The organism is Enterobacter ludwigii, assembly GCA_023023105.1.
In the GTDB taxonomy this organism is placed as follows: Bacteria; Pseudomonadota; Gammaproteobacteria; order Enterobacterales; family Enterobacteriaceae; genus Enterobacter; species Enterobacter adelaidei.
This window is the reverse complement of the sequence record CP083824.1, coordinates 3,429,916-3,446,639: the sequence shown is the minus strand read 5'-3', so window position 1 is coordinate 3,446,639 and position 16,724 is coordinate 3,429,916. Positions and strand designations below refer to the sequence as shown.

Annotated in this window: 15 protein-coding genes; 12 read left to right on the top strand and 3 right to left on the bottom strand. The window is 55.0% G+C overall.

Annotation, left to right across the window (positions count from 1 at the left end):
- Positions 1 to 77: 77 nt before the first annotated feature.
- From ndk to LCD46_16600, 11 genes are all read left to right on the top strand, one after another.
- On the top strand, positions 78 to 509 hold the full coding sequence (ndk, locus tag LCD46_16650; protein UOY69686.1) for a nucleoside-diphosphate kinase: 432 nt from the start codon (positions 78 to 80) through the stop codon (positions 507 to 509).
- A gap of 169 nt (positions 510 to 678) precedes the next feature.
- Positions 679 to 1,845, top strand: coding sequence for a bifunctional tRNA (adenosine(37)-C2)-methyltransferase TrmG/ribosomal RNA large subunit methyltransferase RlmN (locus LCD46_16645; GenBank protein UOY69685.1), 1,167 nt, complete (start codon positions 679 to 681; stop codon positions 1,843 to 1,845).
- Positions 1,846 to 2,138: 293 nt separating this feature from the next.
- Positions 2,139 to 3,155: a cytoskeleton protein RodZ gene (rodZ, locus tag LCD46_16640; protein ID UOY69684.1), complete on the top strand. Its 1,017-nt coding sequence runs from the start codon at positions 2,139 to 2,141 to the stop codon at positions 3,153 to 3,155.
- A 26-nt stretch (positions 3,156 to 3,181) separates the two neighbouring features.
- Positions 3,182 to 4,300 carry a flavodoxin-dependent (E)-4-hydroxy-3-methylbut-2-enyl-diphosphate synthase gene (ispG, locus tag LCD46_16635; GenBank protein ID UOY69683.1) on the top strand — a complete coding sequence of 373 codons (1,119 nt, stop codon included), beginning with the start codon at positions 3,182 to 3,184 and terminating at the stop codon, positions 4,298 to 4,300.
- An 80-nt stretch (positions 4,301 to 4,380) separates the two neighbouring features.
- Positions 4,381 to 5,655: a histidine--tRNA ligase gene (hisS, locus tag LCD46_16630; protein ID UOY69682.1), complete on the top strand. Its 1,275-nt coding sequence runs from the start codon at positions 4,381 to 4,383 to the stop codon at positions 5,653 to 5,655.
- A 13-nt stretch (positions 5,656 to 5,668) separates the two neighbouring features.
- Positions 5,669 to 6,289, top strand: coding sequence for a YfgM family protein (locus LCD46_16625; GenBank protein UOY69681.1), 621 nt, complete (start codon positions 5,669 to 5,671; stop codon positions 6,287 to 6,289).
- A gap of 10 nt (positions 6,290 to 6,299) precedes the next feature.
- Positions 6,300 to 7,478, top strand: a complete 1,179-nt coding sequence (bamB, locus tag LCD46_16620) for an outer membrane protein assembly factor BamB (GenBank protein ID UOY69680.1) — start codon at positions 6,300 to 6,302, stop codon at positions 7,476 to 7,478.
- 112 nt (positions 7,479 to 7,590) lie between these two features.
- Complete coding sequence (gene der / locus LCD46_16615; GenBank protein ID UOY69679.1) at positions 7,591 to 9,066, top strand: ribosome biogenesis GTPase Der; 1,476 nt, start codon at positions 7,591 to 7,593, stop codon at positions 9,064 to 9,066.
- A 301-nt stretch (positions 9,067 to 9,367) separates the two neighbouring features.
- The gene (locus LCD46_16610) at positions 9,368 to 10,909 is read left to right on the top strand and encodes a peptide MFS transporter (GenBank protein ID UOY69678.1); all 1,542 of its coding nucleotides are present in this window, start codon (positions 9,368 to 9,370) and stop codon (positions 10,907 to 10,909) included.
- Positions 10,910 to 10,970: 61 nt separating this feature from the next.
- Positions 10,971 to 12,005 carry an oxidoreductase gene (locus LCD46_16605; GenBank protein ID UOY69677.1) on the top strand — a complete coding sequence of 345 codons (1,035 nt, stop codon included), beginning with the start codon at positions 10,971 to 10,973 and terminating at the stop codon, positions 12,003 to 12,005.
- A 50-nt stretch (positions 12,006 to 12,055) separates the two neighbouring features.
- Positions 12,056 to 12,277 (top strand): zinc ribbon domain-containing protein, encoded by a 222-nt coding sequence (locus LCD46_16600; protein UOY69676.1) that lies wholly within the window; start codon positions 12,056 to 12,058, stop codon positions 12,275 to 12,277.
- On the opposite strand, the gene LCD46_16595 is transcribed toward LCD46_16600, so the two are convergent.
- From LCD46_16595 to xseA, 3 genes are read right to left on the bottom strand one after another with little or no spacing between them, the layout of a single operon-like run.
- Entirely contained in the window at positions 12,274 to 12,624 is a 351-nt protein-coding gene (locus LCD46_16595; GenBank protein ID UOY69675.1) for a hypothetical protein, read from the bottom strand. The genes LCD46_16600 and LCD46_16595 overlap by 4 nt on opposite strands.
- Positions 12,625 to 13,644 carry a M4 family metallopeptidase gene (locus tag LCD46_16590; GenBank protein UOY69674.1) on the bottom strand — a complete coding sequence of 340 codons (1,020 nt, stop codon included), beginning with the start codon at positions 13,642 to 13,644 and terminating at the stop codon, positions 12,625 to 12,627. It lies immediately after the preceding gene.
- A gap of 58 nt (positions 13,645 to 13,702) precedes the next feature.
- Positions 13,703 to 15,076, bottom strand: a complete 1,374-nt coding sequence (gene xseA, locus LCD46_16585; GenBank protein ID UOY69673.1) for an exodeoxyribonuclease VII large subunit — start codon at positions 15,074 to 15,076, stop codon at positions 13,703 to 13,705.
- Positions 15,077 to 15,235: 159 nt separating this feature from the next.
- On the opposite strand from xseA, the gene guaB reads away from it, so the two are divergent.
- Complete coding sequence (guaB, locus tag LCD46_16580) at positions 15,236 to 16,702, top strand: IMP dehydrogenase (protein ID UOY69672.1); 1,467 nt, start codon at positions 15,236 to 15,238, stop codon at positions 16,700 to 16,702.
- The last annotated feature ends 22 nt before the right edge of the window (positions 16,703 to 16,724 follow it).

Below are 16,724 nucleotides of genomic sequence, written 5' to 3'. Positions count from 1 at the left end.
TGGCGCTATTGCTCATTATAATCCGCGCCACACCATACTCAGGTATGCAAAACAACAGAACATTGACAGAGGTTATCATGGCTATTGAACGTACTTTTTCCATCATCAAACCAAACGCGGTGGCAAAAAACGTTATTGGCAGCATCTTCGCTCGCTTTGAATCAGCAGGTTTTAAGATTGTTGGCACTAAAATGCTGCACCTGACCGTTGAACAGGCTCGCGGTTTCTACGCTGAGCACGAAGGTCGCCCATTCTTTGACGGCCTGGTTGAGTTCATGACCTCTGGTCCGATCGTTGTATCCGTACTGGAAGGCGAAAACGCAGTACAGCGTCACCGTGACCTGCTGGGTGCAACCAACCCGGATAACGCGCTGGCAGGTACCCTGCGCGCCGACTACGCTGACAGCTTCACCGAGAACGGTACTCACGGTTCTGACTCTGTTGAATCTGCTGCCCGCGAAATCGCTTTCTTCTTCGCAGAAGGCGAAGTGTGTCCACGTACCCGTTAATTTAACGGTTTCGTTTACACATTATTTTCGTAAATGCCGCGTCCAGACGTGGCATCCCTGCGTCAGAGTTTGTACAATGCAACGCCCCGGACGAGCAGACTGCTTTCCGGGGCGTTTCTATTCAACCCTCCATGGGCCATAACGTGTAACAACGAGGCCGGAAAATATTATGTCTGAATTAGTGAATACCTCCGAAGTCGCCACGCCTGCGGTTCCAAATAAAAATGGAAAAATCAACCTGCTGGATCTGAACCGTCAGCAGATGCGCGAGTTCTTTAAAGAGATGGGTGAGAAGCCGTTTCGTGCCGATCAGGTGATGAAATGGATGTACCATTACTGCAGCGACAATTTTGATGACATGACTGACATCAACAAGGTCCTGCGTAATAAGCTCAAAGAAGTTGCAGAGATCCGTGCGCCAGAAGTGGTGGAAGAGCAGCGTTCTTCTGACGGCACCATCAAATGGGCGATTGCCGTAGGCGATCAACGCGTTGAAACCGTCTACATCCCGGAAGAAGACCGCGCCACGCTGTGTGTCTCCTCTCAGGTAGGCTGTGCGCTGGAGTGCAAATTCTGCTCTACCGCGCAGCAAGGTTTTAACCGTAACCTGCGTGTCTCTGAAATTATCGGCCAGGTCTGGCGTGCCGCAAAAATTGTGGGCGCAGCAAAAGTGACAGGTACGCGTCCCATTACCAACGTGGTGATGATGGGCATGGGTGAGCCACTGCTGAACTTGACCAACGTCGTTCCGGCGATGGAAATCATGCTGGATGACTTTGGCTTTGGTCTGTCCAAGCGTCGCGTAACGCTGTCGACCTCGGGCGTTGTGCCTGCCCTGGACAAGCTCGGCGACATGATTGACGTTGCGCTGGCAATCTCCCTGCACGCACCAAACGATGAAATCCGTGACGAAATTGTGCCGATCAACAAAAAGTACAATATCGAAACCTTCCTCGCCGCCGTGCGTCGTTACCTGGAGAAATCTAACGCGAACCAGGGCCGTGTCACTATCGAGTACGTGATGCTTGACCATGTTAACGACGGTACCGAACATGCGCATCAGCTGGCTGAACTGCTGAAAGATACGCCATGCAAAATCAACCTGATTCCATGGAACCCGTTCCCGGGCGCACCTTATGGACGTAGCTCGAACAGCCGTATCGATCGCTTCTCCAAAGTGCTGATGGAGTATGGTTTCACCACCATCGTGCGTAAAACCCGTGGTGATGACATTGATGCCGCATGCGGACAGCTGGCAGGTGATGTCATTGACCGTACCAAACGCACCCTGCGTAAACGCATGCAGGGCGAGACGATCGCGGTCAAAGCTGTTTGATTATTATGCACTCACGGCGCATTATTTGCGCCGTGAAGCATAATCTTACTGAATAATCAGTCAGATTCGTGAAGACTGATTAATAATTACGGTGCGTTTCATTCGACTTTCGGGCAGTATGTAACGACGTAACAACAGTTTAGCCGTACGGGCAGGGCTGTACTGTCATCTCCGGGCTGACAGTCTTATACTGTCTGTTCACGGTTAACTGACCAGAAGTTTCGCGGTGCGGGTGGCATTGTGACTCACCGGCACCTGAACCCTTATTTTTCACGTACCAGTAGTTGTAGCGAATGAATACTGAAGCCACTCACGACCAACATGAAGCACTCTCCACTGGCGTTCGTCTTCGCAACGCCCGTGAACAACTCGGACTCAGCCAGCAAGCCGTAGCAGAACGCTTGTGCCTGAAGGTTTCCACGGTTCGCGATATTGAAGAAGATAAGGCGCCTGCCGATCTGGCTTCAACGTTCTTGCGCGGTTATATCCGCTCTTACGCAAAACTGGTGCACATCCCCGAAAACGAATTACTGCCGATGATGGAGAAGCAGGCACCGGTACGTGCAGCGAAAGTTGCGCCGATGCAGACCTTCTCCCTGGGGAAACGTCGTAAAAAACGTGATGGCTGGCTGATGAGCTTTACCTGGCTGGTGCTGTTTGTGGTGATCGGTCTGACCGGGGCATGGTGGTGGCAAAACCACAAGGCGCAGCAGGAAGAGATCACCACCATGGCCGATCAATCCTCCGCCGAACTCAACCAGGCCGGAAGTGAGAACGGCCAGAGCGTGCCGCTGAATACCGACGGCGCAGCGTCCTCCAGCGAGCCACAGACCGTAGCGCCAGACGCGTCGGCGACCGGTGCAGCGCAGGCCCCGGCAGCAACGGCGAACACCGCTGCGCCTCAGGCTCAGGATCAAAACGCGGTGGTTTCCCCTTCTCAGGCTAATGTTGATACGGCGGCGAACGCGCCAGCGGCCACTCAGCCTGCGGACAATACCGCAGCCTCTCTGCCAACCAATCCGGCAGGCACCGCCACGGCAGCCGCCGATCCGAATGCGCTGGTGATGAACTTTAACGCCGACTGCTGGCTGGAAGTGACTGACGCAACAGGTAAAAAACTGTTCAGCGGCCTGCAGCGTAAAGATGGCACGTTAAACCTAACCGGCCAGGCTCCTTATAAACTTAAAATCGGCGCTCCGGCAGCGGTACAGATCCAGTATCAAGGAAAACCTGTCGACCTGAGCCGCTTTATCAGAACTAACCAGGTTGCACGTCTTACCGTTAATGCCGAACAATCAGCAGCACAGTAACAGACGGGCAACGCGGGAGATTTTTCATGCATAACCAGGCTCCGATTCAACGTAGAAAATCGAAACGGATTTACGTTGGGAATGTGCCAATCGGCGATGGGGCACCTATCGCCGTTCAGTCGATGACCAACACGCGCACCACCGATGTGGAAGCGACGGTCAATCAAATCAAAGCATTAGAACGTGTGGGCGCGGACATTGTTCGCGTCTCCGTCCCGACCATGGATGCCGCTGAGGCGTTCAAACTGATCAAACAGCAGGTCAGCGTTCCGCTGGTGGCTGATATCCACTTCGACTACCGCATTGCCCTGAAAGTGGCCGGATACGGCGTCGATTGCCTGCGTATTAACCCGGGCAATATCGGTAACGAAGAGCGTATCCGCATGGTAGTGGACTGCGCCCGCGATAAAAATATTCCTATCCGTATCGGCGTCAATGCCGGTTCCCTGGAAAAAGATCTGCAGGAAAAGTACGGTGAGCCTACGCCACAGGCGTTGCTCGAATCCGCGATGCGTCACGTCGATCATCTCGATCGTCTTAACTTCGATCAGTTCAAAGTCAGTGTAAAAGCGTCCGATGTATTCCTTGCGGTGGAGTCTTACCGCCTGCTGGCAAAACAGATCGACCAGCCTCTGCACCTCGGGATCACCGAAGCAGGCGGTCTGCGTAGCGGTTCGGTAAAATCCGCGATCGGTCTGGGGCTGCTGCTCTCCGAAGGGATCGGTGACACCTTGCGCGTCTCTCTGGCGGCCGATCCGGTCGAAGAGATCAAGGTCGGATTCGATATCCTGAAGTCGCTGCGTATTCGCGCACGTGGGATCAACTTCATTGCCTGCCCAACCTGTTCACGTCAGGAGTTTGATGTGATCGGTACGGTGAATGCTCTGGAACAGCGTCTGGAAGACATCATTACCCCGATGGACGTCTCTATCATCGGCTGTGTGGTGAACGGTCCGGGTGAAGCGCTGGTGTCAACTCTGGGCGTGACCGGCGGTAACAAGAAAAGTGGTCTCTATGAAGATGGCGTTCGTAAAGATCGTCTGGATAATAGCGACATGATCGACCAGCTTGAAGCCCGCATCCGTGCCAAAGCGGCCATGATGGACGAGACACAGCGTATCAGCGTTCAGCAGGTTGAAAAATAACGTGATGGGAAGCCGCGAGCTTCCCATGTATGATTGAACCCATTCTTTGGGTTTTTTTTGTATATAGAAAGAGAATAAACGTGGCAAAAAACATTCAAGCCATCCGCGGCATGAACGATTATCTGCCTGGCGAAACCGCCATCTGGCAGCGCATTGAAGGCACACTGAAGCAGGTGCTCGGCAGCTACGGTTACAGCGAAATCCGTTTGCCGATTGTAGAGCAGACCCCGTTATTCAAACGCGCGATCGGCGAAGTCACCGACGTGGTTGAAAAAGAGATGTACACCTTTGAGGACCGTAACGGCGACAGCCTGACCTTGCGTCCGGAAGGGACGGCGGGCTGCGTACGCGCCGGCATCGAACATGGTCTTCTGTACAATCAGGAGCAACGCCTGTGGTATATCGGCCCGATGTTCCGCCACGAACGTCCCCAGAAAGGTCGTTATCGCCAGTTCAACCAGCTGGGTGTGGAAGTTTTTGGCCTGCAGGGGCCGGATATTGACGCTGAGCTGATTATGCTGACCGCTCGCTGGTGGCGCGCGCTGGGGATTTCTGAGCACGTTTCGCTGGAGCTGAACTCAATCGGCTCTCTGGAAGCACGCGCAAACTACCGTGACGCGCTGGTGGCGTTCCTGGAACAGCATAAAGAGAAGCTGGACGAAGACTGCAAACGTCGTATGTACAGCAACCCGCTGCGCGTTCTGGATTCCAAAAACGCAGATGTACAGGCGCTGCTGAACGATGCGCCTGCGCTGGGTGACTACCTGGATGAAGAGTCTCGCGAACACTTCGCGGGCCTGTGCAAGCTGCTTGAAGCGGCAGGTATCGCTTACACCGTTAACCAGCGCCTGGTGCGCGGTCTGGACTACTACAACCGCACTGTATTCGAGTGGGTTACCTCAAGCCTCGGTTCGCAGGGCACCGTGTGTGCGGGCGGTCGTTATGACGGTCTGGTAGAGCAGTTAGGTGGCCGTGCAGCCCCTGCGGTTGGCTTCGCGATGGGTCTTGAACGACTTGTTTTGTTGGTTCAGGCAGTTAATCCGGAATTTAAAGCAGATTCCGTTGTCGATATATACCTGGTGGCCTCAGGTGCGGATACGCAGTCTGCGGCGATGCAGCTTGCTGAACGCGTGCGCGATGCACTGCCGGACGTTAAGCTGATGACCAACCACGGCGGCGGCAACTTTAAAAAACAGTTTGCTCGTGCCGATAAGTGGGGCGCAAGTATTGCACTGGTGCTGGGCGAGTCCGAAGTGGCTAACGGCGAAGTAGTAGTGAAAGACCTGCGCTCTGGTGAGCAGACAACGGTAACGCAGGACGGCGTTGCGGCGCACTTGCGCACTCTATTAGGCTAAGGAGAAGGACTGCGTGGAAATTTACGAGAACGAACACGATCAGGTCGACGCGATTAAACGCTTCTTCGCTGAAAACGGCAAAGCGCTGGTTGTTGGGGTTATTTTAGGTGTCGGTGCGCTGATAGGCTGGCGTTACTGGAACAATCATCAGGCGGATTCCGCGCGTGGCGCGTCCCTGTCCTATGAAAATACCGTGAGCGCAATTCGAGCCGATCAGCCACAAACGCTGACGGCAGCCGAAAAGTTTGCGGCTGATAACAAAAACACCTACGGTGCACTGGCTGCACTGGAAGTAGCACAGCAGTACGTTGATAAGAACGAACTGGATAAAGCGGCTGCTCAGCTGTCTCAGGGCCTTGCGGCCGCCAGCGATGAAAACCTGAAAGCGGTTATCAACCTTCGTCTGGCACGTATCCAGGTTCAGCAGAAAAAAGCTGACGACGCGCTGAAAACGCTCGATACCATCAAAGGTGATGGCTTTGCTGCCATCGTTGCCGATCTGCGCGGTGAAGCACTGCTGAGCAAAGGTGACAAAGCGGGCGCGCGTAAAGCGTGGCAAGCTGGCGTGGATAGTCAGGCATCACCTGCGCTGAGCGAAATGATGCAGATGAAAATAAATAATTTGTCCGTCTGAGAGGGACCCGATGCAATTGCGTAAATTACTTCTGCCAGGACTGCTTTCTGTTACGTTATTGAGTGGTTGTTCACTGTTCAGTGGCGAAGAAGACGTTGTGAAAATGTCCCCACTGCCGACGGTTGAAAACCAGTTTACCCCATCCACTGCGTGGAGCACCTCCGTGGGTGATGGGATTGGTGATTTCTATTCCAACCTTCATCCGGCCTTTGCCGACAGCGTAATCTATGCGGCTGACCGCAAAGGTACCGTGAAAGCGGTGAACGCTGATGACGGAAAAGAAGTGTGGTCGATTAACCTGGCGGAAAAAGACGGCTGGTTCTCCCGTAAACCTGCACTGCTGTCTGGTGGCCTGACGGTTGCCGGTGGTCATGTCTACGTGGGCAGCGAAAAAGCACAGGTTTATGCCCTGAACAGCAGCGACGGCTCCATTGCCTGGCAAACGACCGTGGCGGGTGAATCCCTGTCTCGTCCGGTGGTGAGTGACGGCCTGGTGCTGATTCATACCAGCAACGGTCAGCTGCAGGCGCTGAACGAAGCGGACGGACTGGTGAAATGGACCGTTAACCTGGATATGCCAGCGCTTTCTCTGCGCGGCGAATCCGCACCGGCTACCGCGTTTGGTGCTGCCATTGTCGGCGGTGACAACGGTCGCGTGAGCGCAGTGCTGATGCAGCAAGGCCAGATGATCTGGCAGCAGCGTATCTCTCAGGCTACGGGCTCAACGGAAATTGACCGTCTGAGCGACGTCGACACAACGCCGGTTATCGTTAACGGTGTGGTTTACGCGCTGGCCTATAACGGTAACCTGACTGCGCTGGATCTGCGCAGCGGCCAGATCATGTGGAAACGTGAGCTGGGCTCGGTGAATGATTTCATCGTTGAGGGTAACCGCATCTATATGGTTGACCAGAACGACCGTCTGCTGGCGCTGAGCACCGAAGGTGGCGTGACGCTGTGGACGCAAAGCGATCTGCTGCACCGTCTGCTGACAGCGCCAGCGCTGTACAACGGTAGCCTGGTGGTTGGTGACAGCGAAGGGTATATGCACTGGATTGATCCAGAAAATGGTCGCTTTGTTGCACAGCAAAAAGTCGACAGCTCTGGTTTCCTGACCGATCCGGTTGTGGCCGATGGTAAACTGCTGATTCAGGCAAAAGACGGCACGCTGTACGCGATCACGCGTTAATTACCCGGCGGTTGTAGTATACTAAACGGCTCCTGTTCATTCAGGAGCCGTTTTGACATTTTTAAAAACGCCGCGAAAGCGACGTTATTTTGAATTTTATGAGGCTTCAAACATGGTACCTGTGGTCGCGCTTGTCGGGCGCCCTAACGTTGGAAAATCCACTCTTTTTAACCGTTTAACACGCACCCGTGATGCGCTGGTTGCGGATTTCCCGGGGCTGACGCGTGACCGTAAGTACGGTCGTGCAGAAGTAGAAGGACGTGAGTTCATCTGTATTGATACCGGTGGTATTGACGGCACTGAAGATGGTGTTGAAACCCGCATGGCAGAGCAGTCGCTGCTGGCAATTGAAGAGGCCGATGTGGTGCTGTTCATGGTGGATGCCCGTGCTGGCCTGATGCCAGCGGACTCCGCGATCGCCAAACACCTGCGTTCACGCGAAAAGCCGACCTTCCTGGTGGCGAACAAAACTGACGGCATCGATGCCGATCAGGCCATCGCGGATTTCTGGTCTCTGGGCCTGGGTGAAATCTACCCTATCGCGGCATCGCATGGCCGTGGCGTAACCAGCCTGCTGGAAACCGTTCTGCTGCCGTGGGTCGACGAAGTTAACCCGCCAGAAGAGGTGGACGAAGACGCCGAATACTGGGCGCAGTTTGAAGACGGAGAAGAGGGCGAAGAAGAAGAGCCTGAAGACGACTTCAACCCGCAGGATCTGCCGATCAAGCTGGCTATCGTGGGTCGTCCAAACGTAGGTAAGTCTACACTTACTAACCGTATCCTGGGTGAAGAACGCGTGGTCGTTTACGACATGCCGGGCACCACCCGTGACAGTATCTACATCCCTATGCAGCGCGATGAGCGTGAGTATGTCCTCATCGACACCGCAGGCGTACGTAAGCGTGGAAAAATCACCGATGTGGTGGAAAAATTCTCCGTTATCAAAACCCTGCAGGCGATTGAAGATGCCAACGTGGTGCTGCTGGTTATTGATGCTCGCGAAGGTATCTCCGATCAGGATCTCTCTCTGCTCGGCTTCATCCTCAATAGTGGGCGCTCACTGGTTATCGTGGTCAACAAATGGGATGGCCTGAGCAATGAAGTGAGAGAGCAGGTGAAAGAGACCCTCGACTTCCGTCTGGGCTTCATCGACTTTGCTCGCGTGCACTTCATCTCCGCGCTGCACGGCAGCGGCGTGGGCAACCTGTTCGAATCGGTGCGTGAAGCGTATGACAGCTCCACCCGTCGTCAGAGTACCGCCATGCTGACCCGCATCATGAACATGGCTGCAGAAGACCATCAGCCGCCGCTGGTGCGCGGTCGTCGCGTGAAGCTGAAATATGCCCACGCCGGTGGTTATAACCCGCCAATCGTGGTGATTCATGGCAACCAGGTGAAAGACCTGCCGGACTCCTACAAGCGCTATTTGATGAACTACTTCCGTAAATCGCTCGACGTGATGGGTACGCCTATCCGTATCCAGTTTAAGGAAGGGGAAAACCCGTTCGCCAACAAGCGCAACACCCTGACGCCAAACCAGATGCGTAAGCGTAAGCGTTTGATTAAACACATTAAGAAAAGCAAATAATCATTGCAGATCTCACCAAAGCCCGCGTTTATCGCGGGCTTTTTTTTCGCTCAATCATACCGTCGGTTTTCTCTGTGTGAAGTCAATCACTATCCACTTTTAACCAAGTTTAAATCTAAGAAAGTAGACAATAGTCGAATTTTCATCTTAAAGTCCGGGGTCCGGTACTAGACAAAACTAGCGCCTGGTTATCAAATGGTTAACTAACTTTTCGCCGCATGTAAAAAATCGGTCAGATACGTAACTGACCGGCGTACTTGCTGGTGTTTACAAGCACGACGACATACCTTTCGGGAGAATTATGCAATCCTCTGTTAATCAAAAAGAAAGCCGAACGTTCTTCGGCCATCCGTATCCGCTCGGTTCTCTGTTCTTCACCGAGATGTGGGAGCGCTTCTCGTTTTACGGCATTCGCCCGTTACTGATCCTGTTTATGGCCGCCACCGTCTATGACGGCGGGATGGGGCTGGCGCGCGAAAACGCCTCGGCGATTGTCGGTATCTTTGCCGGGACCATGTATCTGGCCGCACTGCCGGGTGGCTGGCTGGCCGATAACTGGCTCGGCCAGCAGAGAGCCGTCTGGTACGGTTCGATTCTGATTGCGCTCGGTCACCTGTCGATCGCGCTGTCGGCCATCATGGGCGATAACCTGTTCTTCATCGGCCTGATGTTCATCGTGCTCGGCTCTGGTCTGTTCAAAACCTGTATCTCGGTGATGGTCGGTACCCTGTACAAAAAAGGTGACGCGCGTCGTGACGGCGGATTCTCGCTGTTCTACATGGGCATCAACATGGGCTCGTTCATCGCGCCACTGATTTCCGGCTGGCTGATCAAAACCCACGGCTGGCACTGGGGCTTTGGTATTGGCGGTATCGGGATGCTGGTCGCGCTGATTATCTTCCGCGTGTTTGCCGTTCCGGCGATGAAACGCTATGACAGCGAAGTCGGTCTCGACTCCACCTGGAACAGCCCGGTCGTGAAGCGTAACGGCGTGGGCGTGTGGCTCCTGGCACTTGCCGCAGGTGTGGCGACGATCGTCACGCTGATCGCCCAGGGCGTGATTGTGATTAACCCGGTCGCGGTAGCCAGCGTGCTGGTTTACGTGATTGCGGCGTCCGTGGCCCTCTACTTTATTTATCTGTTTGTTTTTGCAGGCCTGAACCGTAAAGAGCGCGCCAGACTGCTGGTCTGTTTTATTCTGCTGATCTCTGCGGCCTTCTTCTGGTCTGCGTTTGAGCAGAAGCCAACCTCGTTCAACCTGTTCGCCAACGACTACACTAACCGCACGATCGGTGATTTCGAAATCCCGGCGGTGTGGTTCCAGTCAATTAATGCCCTGTTCATCATCCTGCTGGCACCGGTATTTAGCTGGGCATGGCCGAAGCTTGCGAGCATGAACATTCGTCCGAGCAGTATCACCAAGTTTGTTATCGGTATTCTGTGTGCTGCGGCAGGTTTTGGCCTGATGATGCTGGCGGCAGAAAACGTGCTGAGTAATGGTGGCGCGGGCGTGTCGCCGTTCTGGCTGGTGGGCAGTATCCTGATGCTGACGCTCGGCGAACTGTGCCTGAGCCCGATTGGCCTGGCGACCATGACATTGCTGGCGCCAGAGAGAATGCGTGGTCAGATGATGGGCTTGTGGTTCTGCGCCAGTGCCCTGGGGAACCTGGCTGCGGGCCTGATTGGCGGTCACGTGAAGGCCGACCAGCTGGATATGCTGCCGGATCTCTTTGCTCGCTGTTCCGTCGCGCTGCTGATTTGTGCCGCGGTACTGATCGTCCTCATTGTTCCAGTGCGTCGTATGCTGGAAAATGCGCAGACTAAACCGGCTGCTAACGCCTGATAAACCTCAGCGTGCCGGGGCAGACGTTACGCCCCGGCACTGTATTCCCTGAGGTGAAATTATGCAGTTAGGATTTGTTGGTCTTGGCGCGGTAGTGGAAACCGCGTATATGCCCGCGTTGCGACACCTTTTTGGTCACTCGGTTCGTTGTTTCGGGTTTGATGTTCTTCCCGCAAAGCACCCTGAAGGCGTTACGCGCTGCACTTCCCTTGCGGAACTTCTTGCTATACCGCTGGATACCCTGTTTATCACCACTGCATCGCTGCATCATCTTGAGGTGCTGGAGCAGGCGATTGCCTCGCCCGTTCCACGCATTGTGGTTGAAAAACCGGTAGTCGCCACGCTTCCCCAAATAGAAAAGCTCAATACGCTGCTGGCAAAACCCGGTGTGGCATCTCGCGTGCTGGCGCTCGACCACTGGATGGCGCGCCTTGAAACGGTGAAGCGGTCGCTGGTGGGTAATGTCTCTGACATCGTCAAAATCGACGGTTTTTTGCAGGAGCCGAGTGGCTATAACGTAGCTGGAGAACCCATCGCGCTTAACTTTGCCACGGGCGAGCCGGATACCCGTACGCTTTGCCATCCTGATGGCGTGATTCTGGATATCGGTACGCACGTGCTGGCGATGCTGCGCGAAACGGTGCGTTATCTGGGAGGCCATGACGATATGACGTTGCAGGTCGTCACGGCTAAAGACCGCCTGGGTCGCGAAATCGCAAAAGGCGACCTGACCACGGCGGAAGGCGAGGCGCATCTTCAGGGAAGCATCAGCGGCGTGCCGGTGGATATCTGGCTTAACAAATACGCGGGACCCGCGGGCGGGCAAAAAGGTTTACGGTTCTGCTTGAGGGACGGGGGCACTATCAGCTACGACCGGCACGGCACAGAAGATGTGCTGGAGCTGATAAATGGCGAGACCCGTCAATGCTGGAAAATTCCCGGCACAATCTACGAACACTGTCTTGCAGAGCATATTCTGGGCGTCAGGAGTCTGTATGAACGGGCTTCGCAAGAGGTGAGTCGCACCACGCGCCGCAGGATCGAGGAAGTGACGCTGCTGCTGACCTTGCAGCAACAGTTGCGTGGCCCGCACTGAACGCAACGTGGTAAAATTATCACAGACATGAATGCGCTAAAGGAGTCACCATGACGATTACCTGCCCGGATTGCCAGACACCGCTTGAGCCCCTGAATGGGGTGGCACATTGCGACAGCTGTAATAAAGACATTGCGCTTGAAGCCCGTTGCCCGGAATGCCATCAGCCGCTCCAGGTATTAAAAGCCTGCGGCGCGGTGGACTATTTCTGCCAGAACGGCCACGGTCTTATCTCTAAAAAACGCGTGGAGTTCGTTCAGGCTGAAGGCTAATCGCACACGCTGCCTTCGCCTTTCTGCCACAGCTCGACCAGCGACTCGGGGGCTTCCTGCTCGGGTACCAGCACGATGATATCGGCGTAGTGCGCCTGATTTTGCCCGGTCCAGATAATCTGGATGCGGAAATAGCGCTGGTCACCGCTGCCGGGTGACGAGGCTTGTCCCGGCGGCTGACCGCGCGGAAAGGCCTGCTCCAGGATGCTCACCACGCGCTGGCGCTGAGCCTCATTGAGCGAAGAAAGCGCGATGGTACGCTGGCCGCTCAGCTTAGGAATAAAAGCGACGCCGCCTTCACGGGCCAGCTCAACCACGGCGTCATCCGTCAGTTCCGGAACCTGCATTTACAGCACTCCCACCTGTTCCCAGGCTTGCTTAATGGCCGCTCCAACGTCGCCACCGGAGCGTTTCTCTCCGTGCGCTATCGTCAGTTTTGCGAAGGCATCAAAATCCGCATCCTGCGCCAGTTTGCGATCGCAAACTGTGTCGTACCAGGCATAACCCGCTTTTTCCCAGGCGTAGCCGCCGATAGCCGTCGCGGCCAGATAAAATGCCCGGTTGGGGATGCCGGAGTTCAGGTGTACGCCGCCGTTATCCTCACGCGTTTTAATGAAATCTTTCATGTGCGCGGGCTGCGGATCTTTGCCGAGCAGCGGATCGTCGTAGGCGGTGCCGGGTTCAGACATCGAGCGCAGCCCTTTACCGTTGATTCCTTTTGCAAGCAGCCCTTCACCAATGAGCCAGTCTGCTTTATCGGCGGTTTGCTTCAGATGATACTGTTTGACCAGGGATCCAAACACGTCTGACAGCGACTCGTTCAGCGCGCCAGACTGTTCAAAATAGATAAGCCCGGCTTCGGTCTCAGTCACACCGTGGCTCAGCTCGTGTGCCACCACGTCGATGGCGATGGTAAATCGGTTAAAAATTTCCCTGTCACCGTCGCCGAATACCATCTGCTGACCGTTCCAGAAGGCGTTCTGATATTCCCGACCGTAATGCACGGTGCCGGTCAAAATAAGCCCTTTATTATCGAGTGAGTCACGCTGATATTCTTTCCAGAAGAAATCATGGGTAATACCCAAATAATCGTACGCTTCATCCACTGCCACATCACCGTTCGAAGGCTGGCCTTCGTAACGCACCTGCGAACCCGGCAGTTCCTGGGTCTGCTTCGCGTCGTAAATATCGCGCTCCAGCTGTCCGGCTTTATTCACGTGCGGCGCGGCAGGTTTTCCCGGCATGTGGGCCATCAGCGTCTGGACATGGGTTAAGGTCTGGCGGGCGCAGCGCTGTTGCGGCTCTGAACCGCTTTCGATAATACGACGAAGAATATAAGGGGGAATAACGCTATGACGATGGGACATGCTGCTCTCCTTATTAAAAAAGGGAATAGCAGCAGTATAGTAAGTAACCGGCGAAGAATTATCCGGTTTTACGCTGGCGCGTTTTTTTCACCGGTTTAATTGATTTCACTTCGCTTTCTACCCAACCGTCTGAAAGACGTGTCGTCAGCACATCACCGGTATTCACCTGTTTAGTTTGCTTCAGCACTTTGCCGTCCGTCGCCGTCGTCACGCTATAGCCGCGCGCCAGCGTGGAGAGAGGGCTGACCGCTTCAAGATGGGTCACCGCATTGCCAAAGCGTTCGCGGGTTGAGCTCAGTCGTGTACGGATATTCTCTGCCAGACGATATTCGAGCTGCTGGATCCGCGTTTGCGCGCGATAAATTTTCGGCTGCGGGTTCTGCTGGTTCAGGCGCTGCGTGACGCGCTGCTGACGCGACACCGCGCGCTTGAGCTGGTTATCCAGCGCGAAATTCATGCGCTGACGCAGGCGCTCCAGGACGGTCTGCTGACGCGCCAGTCGCAGTTGTGGGTGCTGCTGCTGCAGTCGATGATGAAGCTGGGTAAAACGACGGGTACGGTTTGCGAGGAAGTAGTCCATCGCCATTTCAAGACGCTGCTGGCCGTTCTGAAGCTGACGCAGCAGTTCCAGCTGGTTGCGACTCACCACTTCCGCTGCTGCGGACGGCGTAGGGGCGCGTAAATCCGCAACAAAATCCGCGATGGTGACGTCCGTTTCGTGCCCGACGGCGCTCACGACAGGGATATGGCTTGCGAAAATCGCTCGTGCCACACGTTCGTCGTTAAAGCTCCACAGGTCTTCCAGCGAGCCGCCGCCACGTCCGACTATCAGCACGTCGCACTCCTGACGCGCATTCGCCAGTTCAATGGCGCGGACAATCTGGCCCGGTGCGTCATCACCCTGTACGGCGGTTGGGTAGATGATCACGGGTAGGGAAGGGTCACGACGCTTAAGCACGTGCAAAATATCGTGCAGGGCCGCACCGGTTTTTGAAGTAATAACCCCAACGCAGTGGGCAGGAGACGGCAGGGGCTTTTTGAACTGCTGGTCGAACAACCCCTCTTCCGAGAGTTTTGCTTTTAGCTGTTCATACTTCTGCTGTAGCAAGCCTTCGCCCGCAGGCTGCATGCTCTCGACGATAATCTGATAGTCGCCGCGCGGCTCATACAACGTGATATTGGCGCGCACCAGAACCTGCTGGCCGTGCTGAGGACGGAACGTCACGCGACGGTTGCTGTTGCGGAACATCGCGCAGCGCACCTGGGCGGTATCGTCTTTTAGCGTAAAGTACCAGTGACCGGATGACGGCTGCGTGAAGTTTGAGATCTCACCGCTGATCCACACTTGCCCCATTTCCTGCTCAAGCAGTAAACGAACCGTTTGATTAAGGCGGCTAACAGTAAAAATTGAAGGGGTTTGAGAGGATAACATGTGAGCGGGATCAAATTCTAAATCAGCAAGTTATTCAGTCGATAGTAACCTGCTGAGAGGGGAGTGCAAGGTTTTTTTATAAAAAAGTGTGGATGCAATCGGTTACGCTCTGTATAATGCCACGGCAATATTTAACCACCCAGGTCAGAGATATTGCCCATGCTACGTATCGCTAAAGAAGCACTGACGTTTGACGACGTCCTCCTTGTTCCCGCTCACTCCACTGTTCTGCCGAATACTGCCGATCTCAGCACGCAGTTGACGAAAACCATTCGCCTGAACATTCCTATGCTCTCTGCGGCAATGGACACCGTGACTGAAGCGCGCCTGGCTATCGCCCTGGCACAGGAAGGTGGCATCGGCTTTATTCACAAAAACATGTCTATCGAGCGTCAGGCAGAAGAAGTTCGCCGCGTGAAGAAACATGAATCCGGTATCGTGTCTGACCCACAGACCGTTCTGCCAACCACCACTCTGCACGAAGTGAAAGCCCTGACCGAACGTAACGGCTTTGCCGGTTACCCGGTTGTGACTGAAGCCAACGAACTGGTCGGTATCATTACCGGTCGTGACGTGCGTTTCGTGACCGACCTGAACCAGCCTGTCAGTGTTTATATGACACCGAAAGAGCGTCTGGTAACCGTTCGTGAAGGCGAAGCCCGTGACGTCGTGTTCGCTAAAATGCACGAAAAACGCGTTGAGAAAGCGCTGGTTGTGGATGCGAACTTCCACCTGCGCGGCATGATCACCGTTAAAGATTTCCAGAAAGCAGAACGTAAACCTAACGCCTGTAAAGACGAGCATGGCCGTCTGCGCGTAGGTGCTGCGGTTGGCGCGGGTGCCGGTAACGAAGAGCGTGTTGATGCGCTGGTTGCTGCGGGCGTTGACGTGCTGCTGATTGACTCCTCTCACGGCCACTCCGAAGGCGTTCTGCAACGTATTCGTGATACCCGTGCTAAATACCCTGATCTGCAGATCATCGGCGGTAACGTGGCAACGGGCGCAGGTGCTCGCGCACTGGCTGACGCTGGTTGCAGCGCGGTGAAAGTGGGTATCGGTCCTGGCTCCATCTGTACTACCCGTATCGTCACCGGCGTGGGCGTTCCACAGATCACTGCAGTTTCTGACGCGGTTGAAGCGCTGGAAGGTACCGGTATTCCGGTTATCGCTGACGGCGGTATCCGCTTCTCTGGTGACATCGCTAAAGCGATCGCCGCAGGTGCTGCTGCGGTGATGGTAGGCTCTATGCTGGCTGGTACCGAAGAATCCCCGGGTGAAATCGAACTCTACCAGGGCCGTTCTTACAAATCTTACCGCGGTATGGGCTCTCTGGGCGCGATGTCCAAAGGTTCCTCTGACCGTTACTTCCAGACCGATAACGCCGCTGACAAACTGGTACCGGAAGGTATCGAAGGTCGCGTTGCTTATAAAGGCCGTCTGAAAGAGATCATTCACCAGCAGATGGGCGGCCTGCGCTCCTGTATGGGTCTGACCGGCTGTGGTACCATTGACCTGCTGCGTACTAAAGCGGAATTCGTACGCATCAGCGGTGCGGGTATCCAGGAGAGCCACGTTCACGACGTGACGATCACCAAAGAGTCCCCGAACTACCGTCTGGGCTCCTGATAAGTTTCCGCGCCCGGCTCCT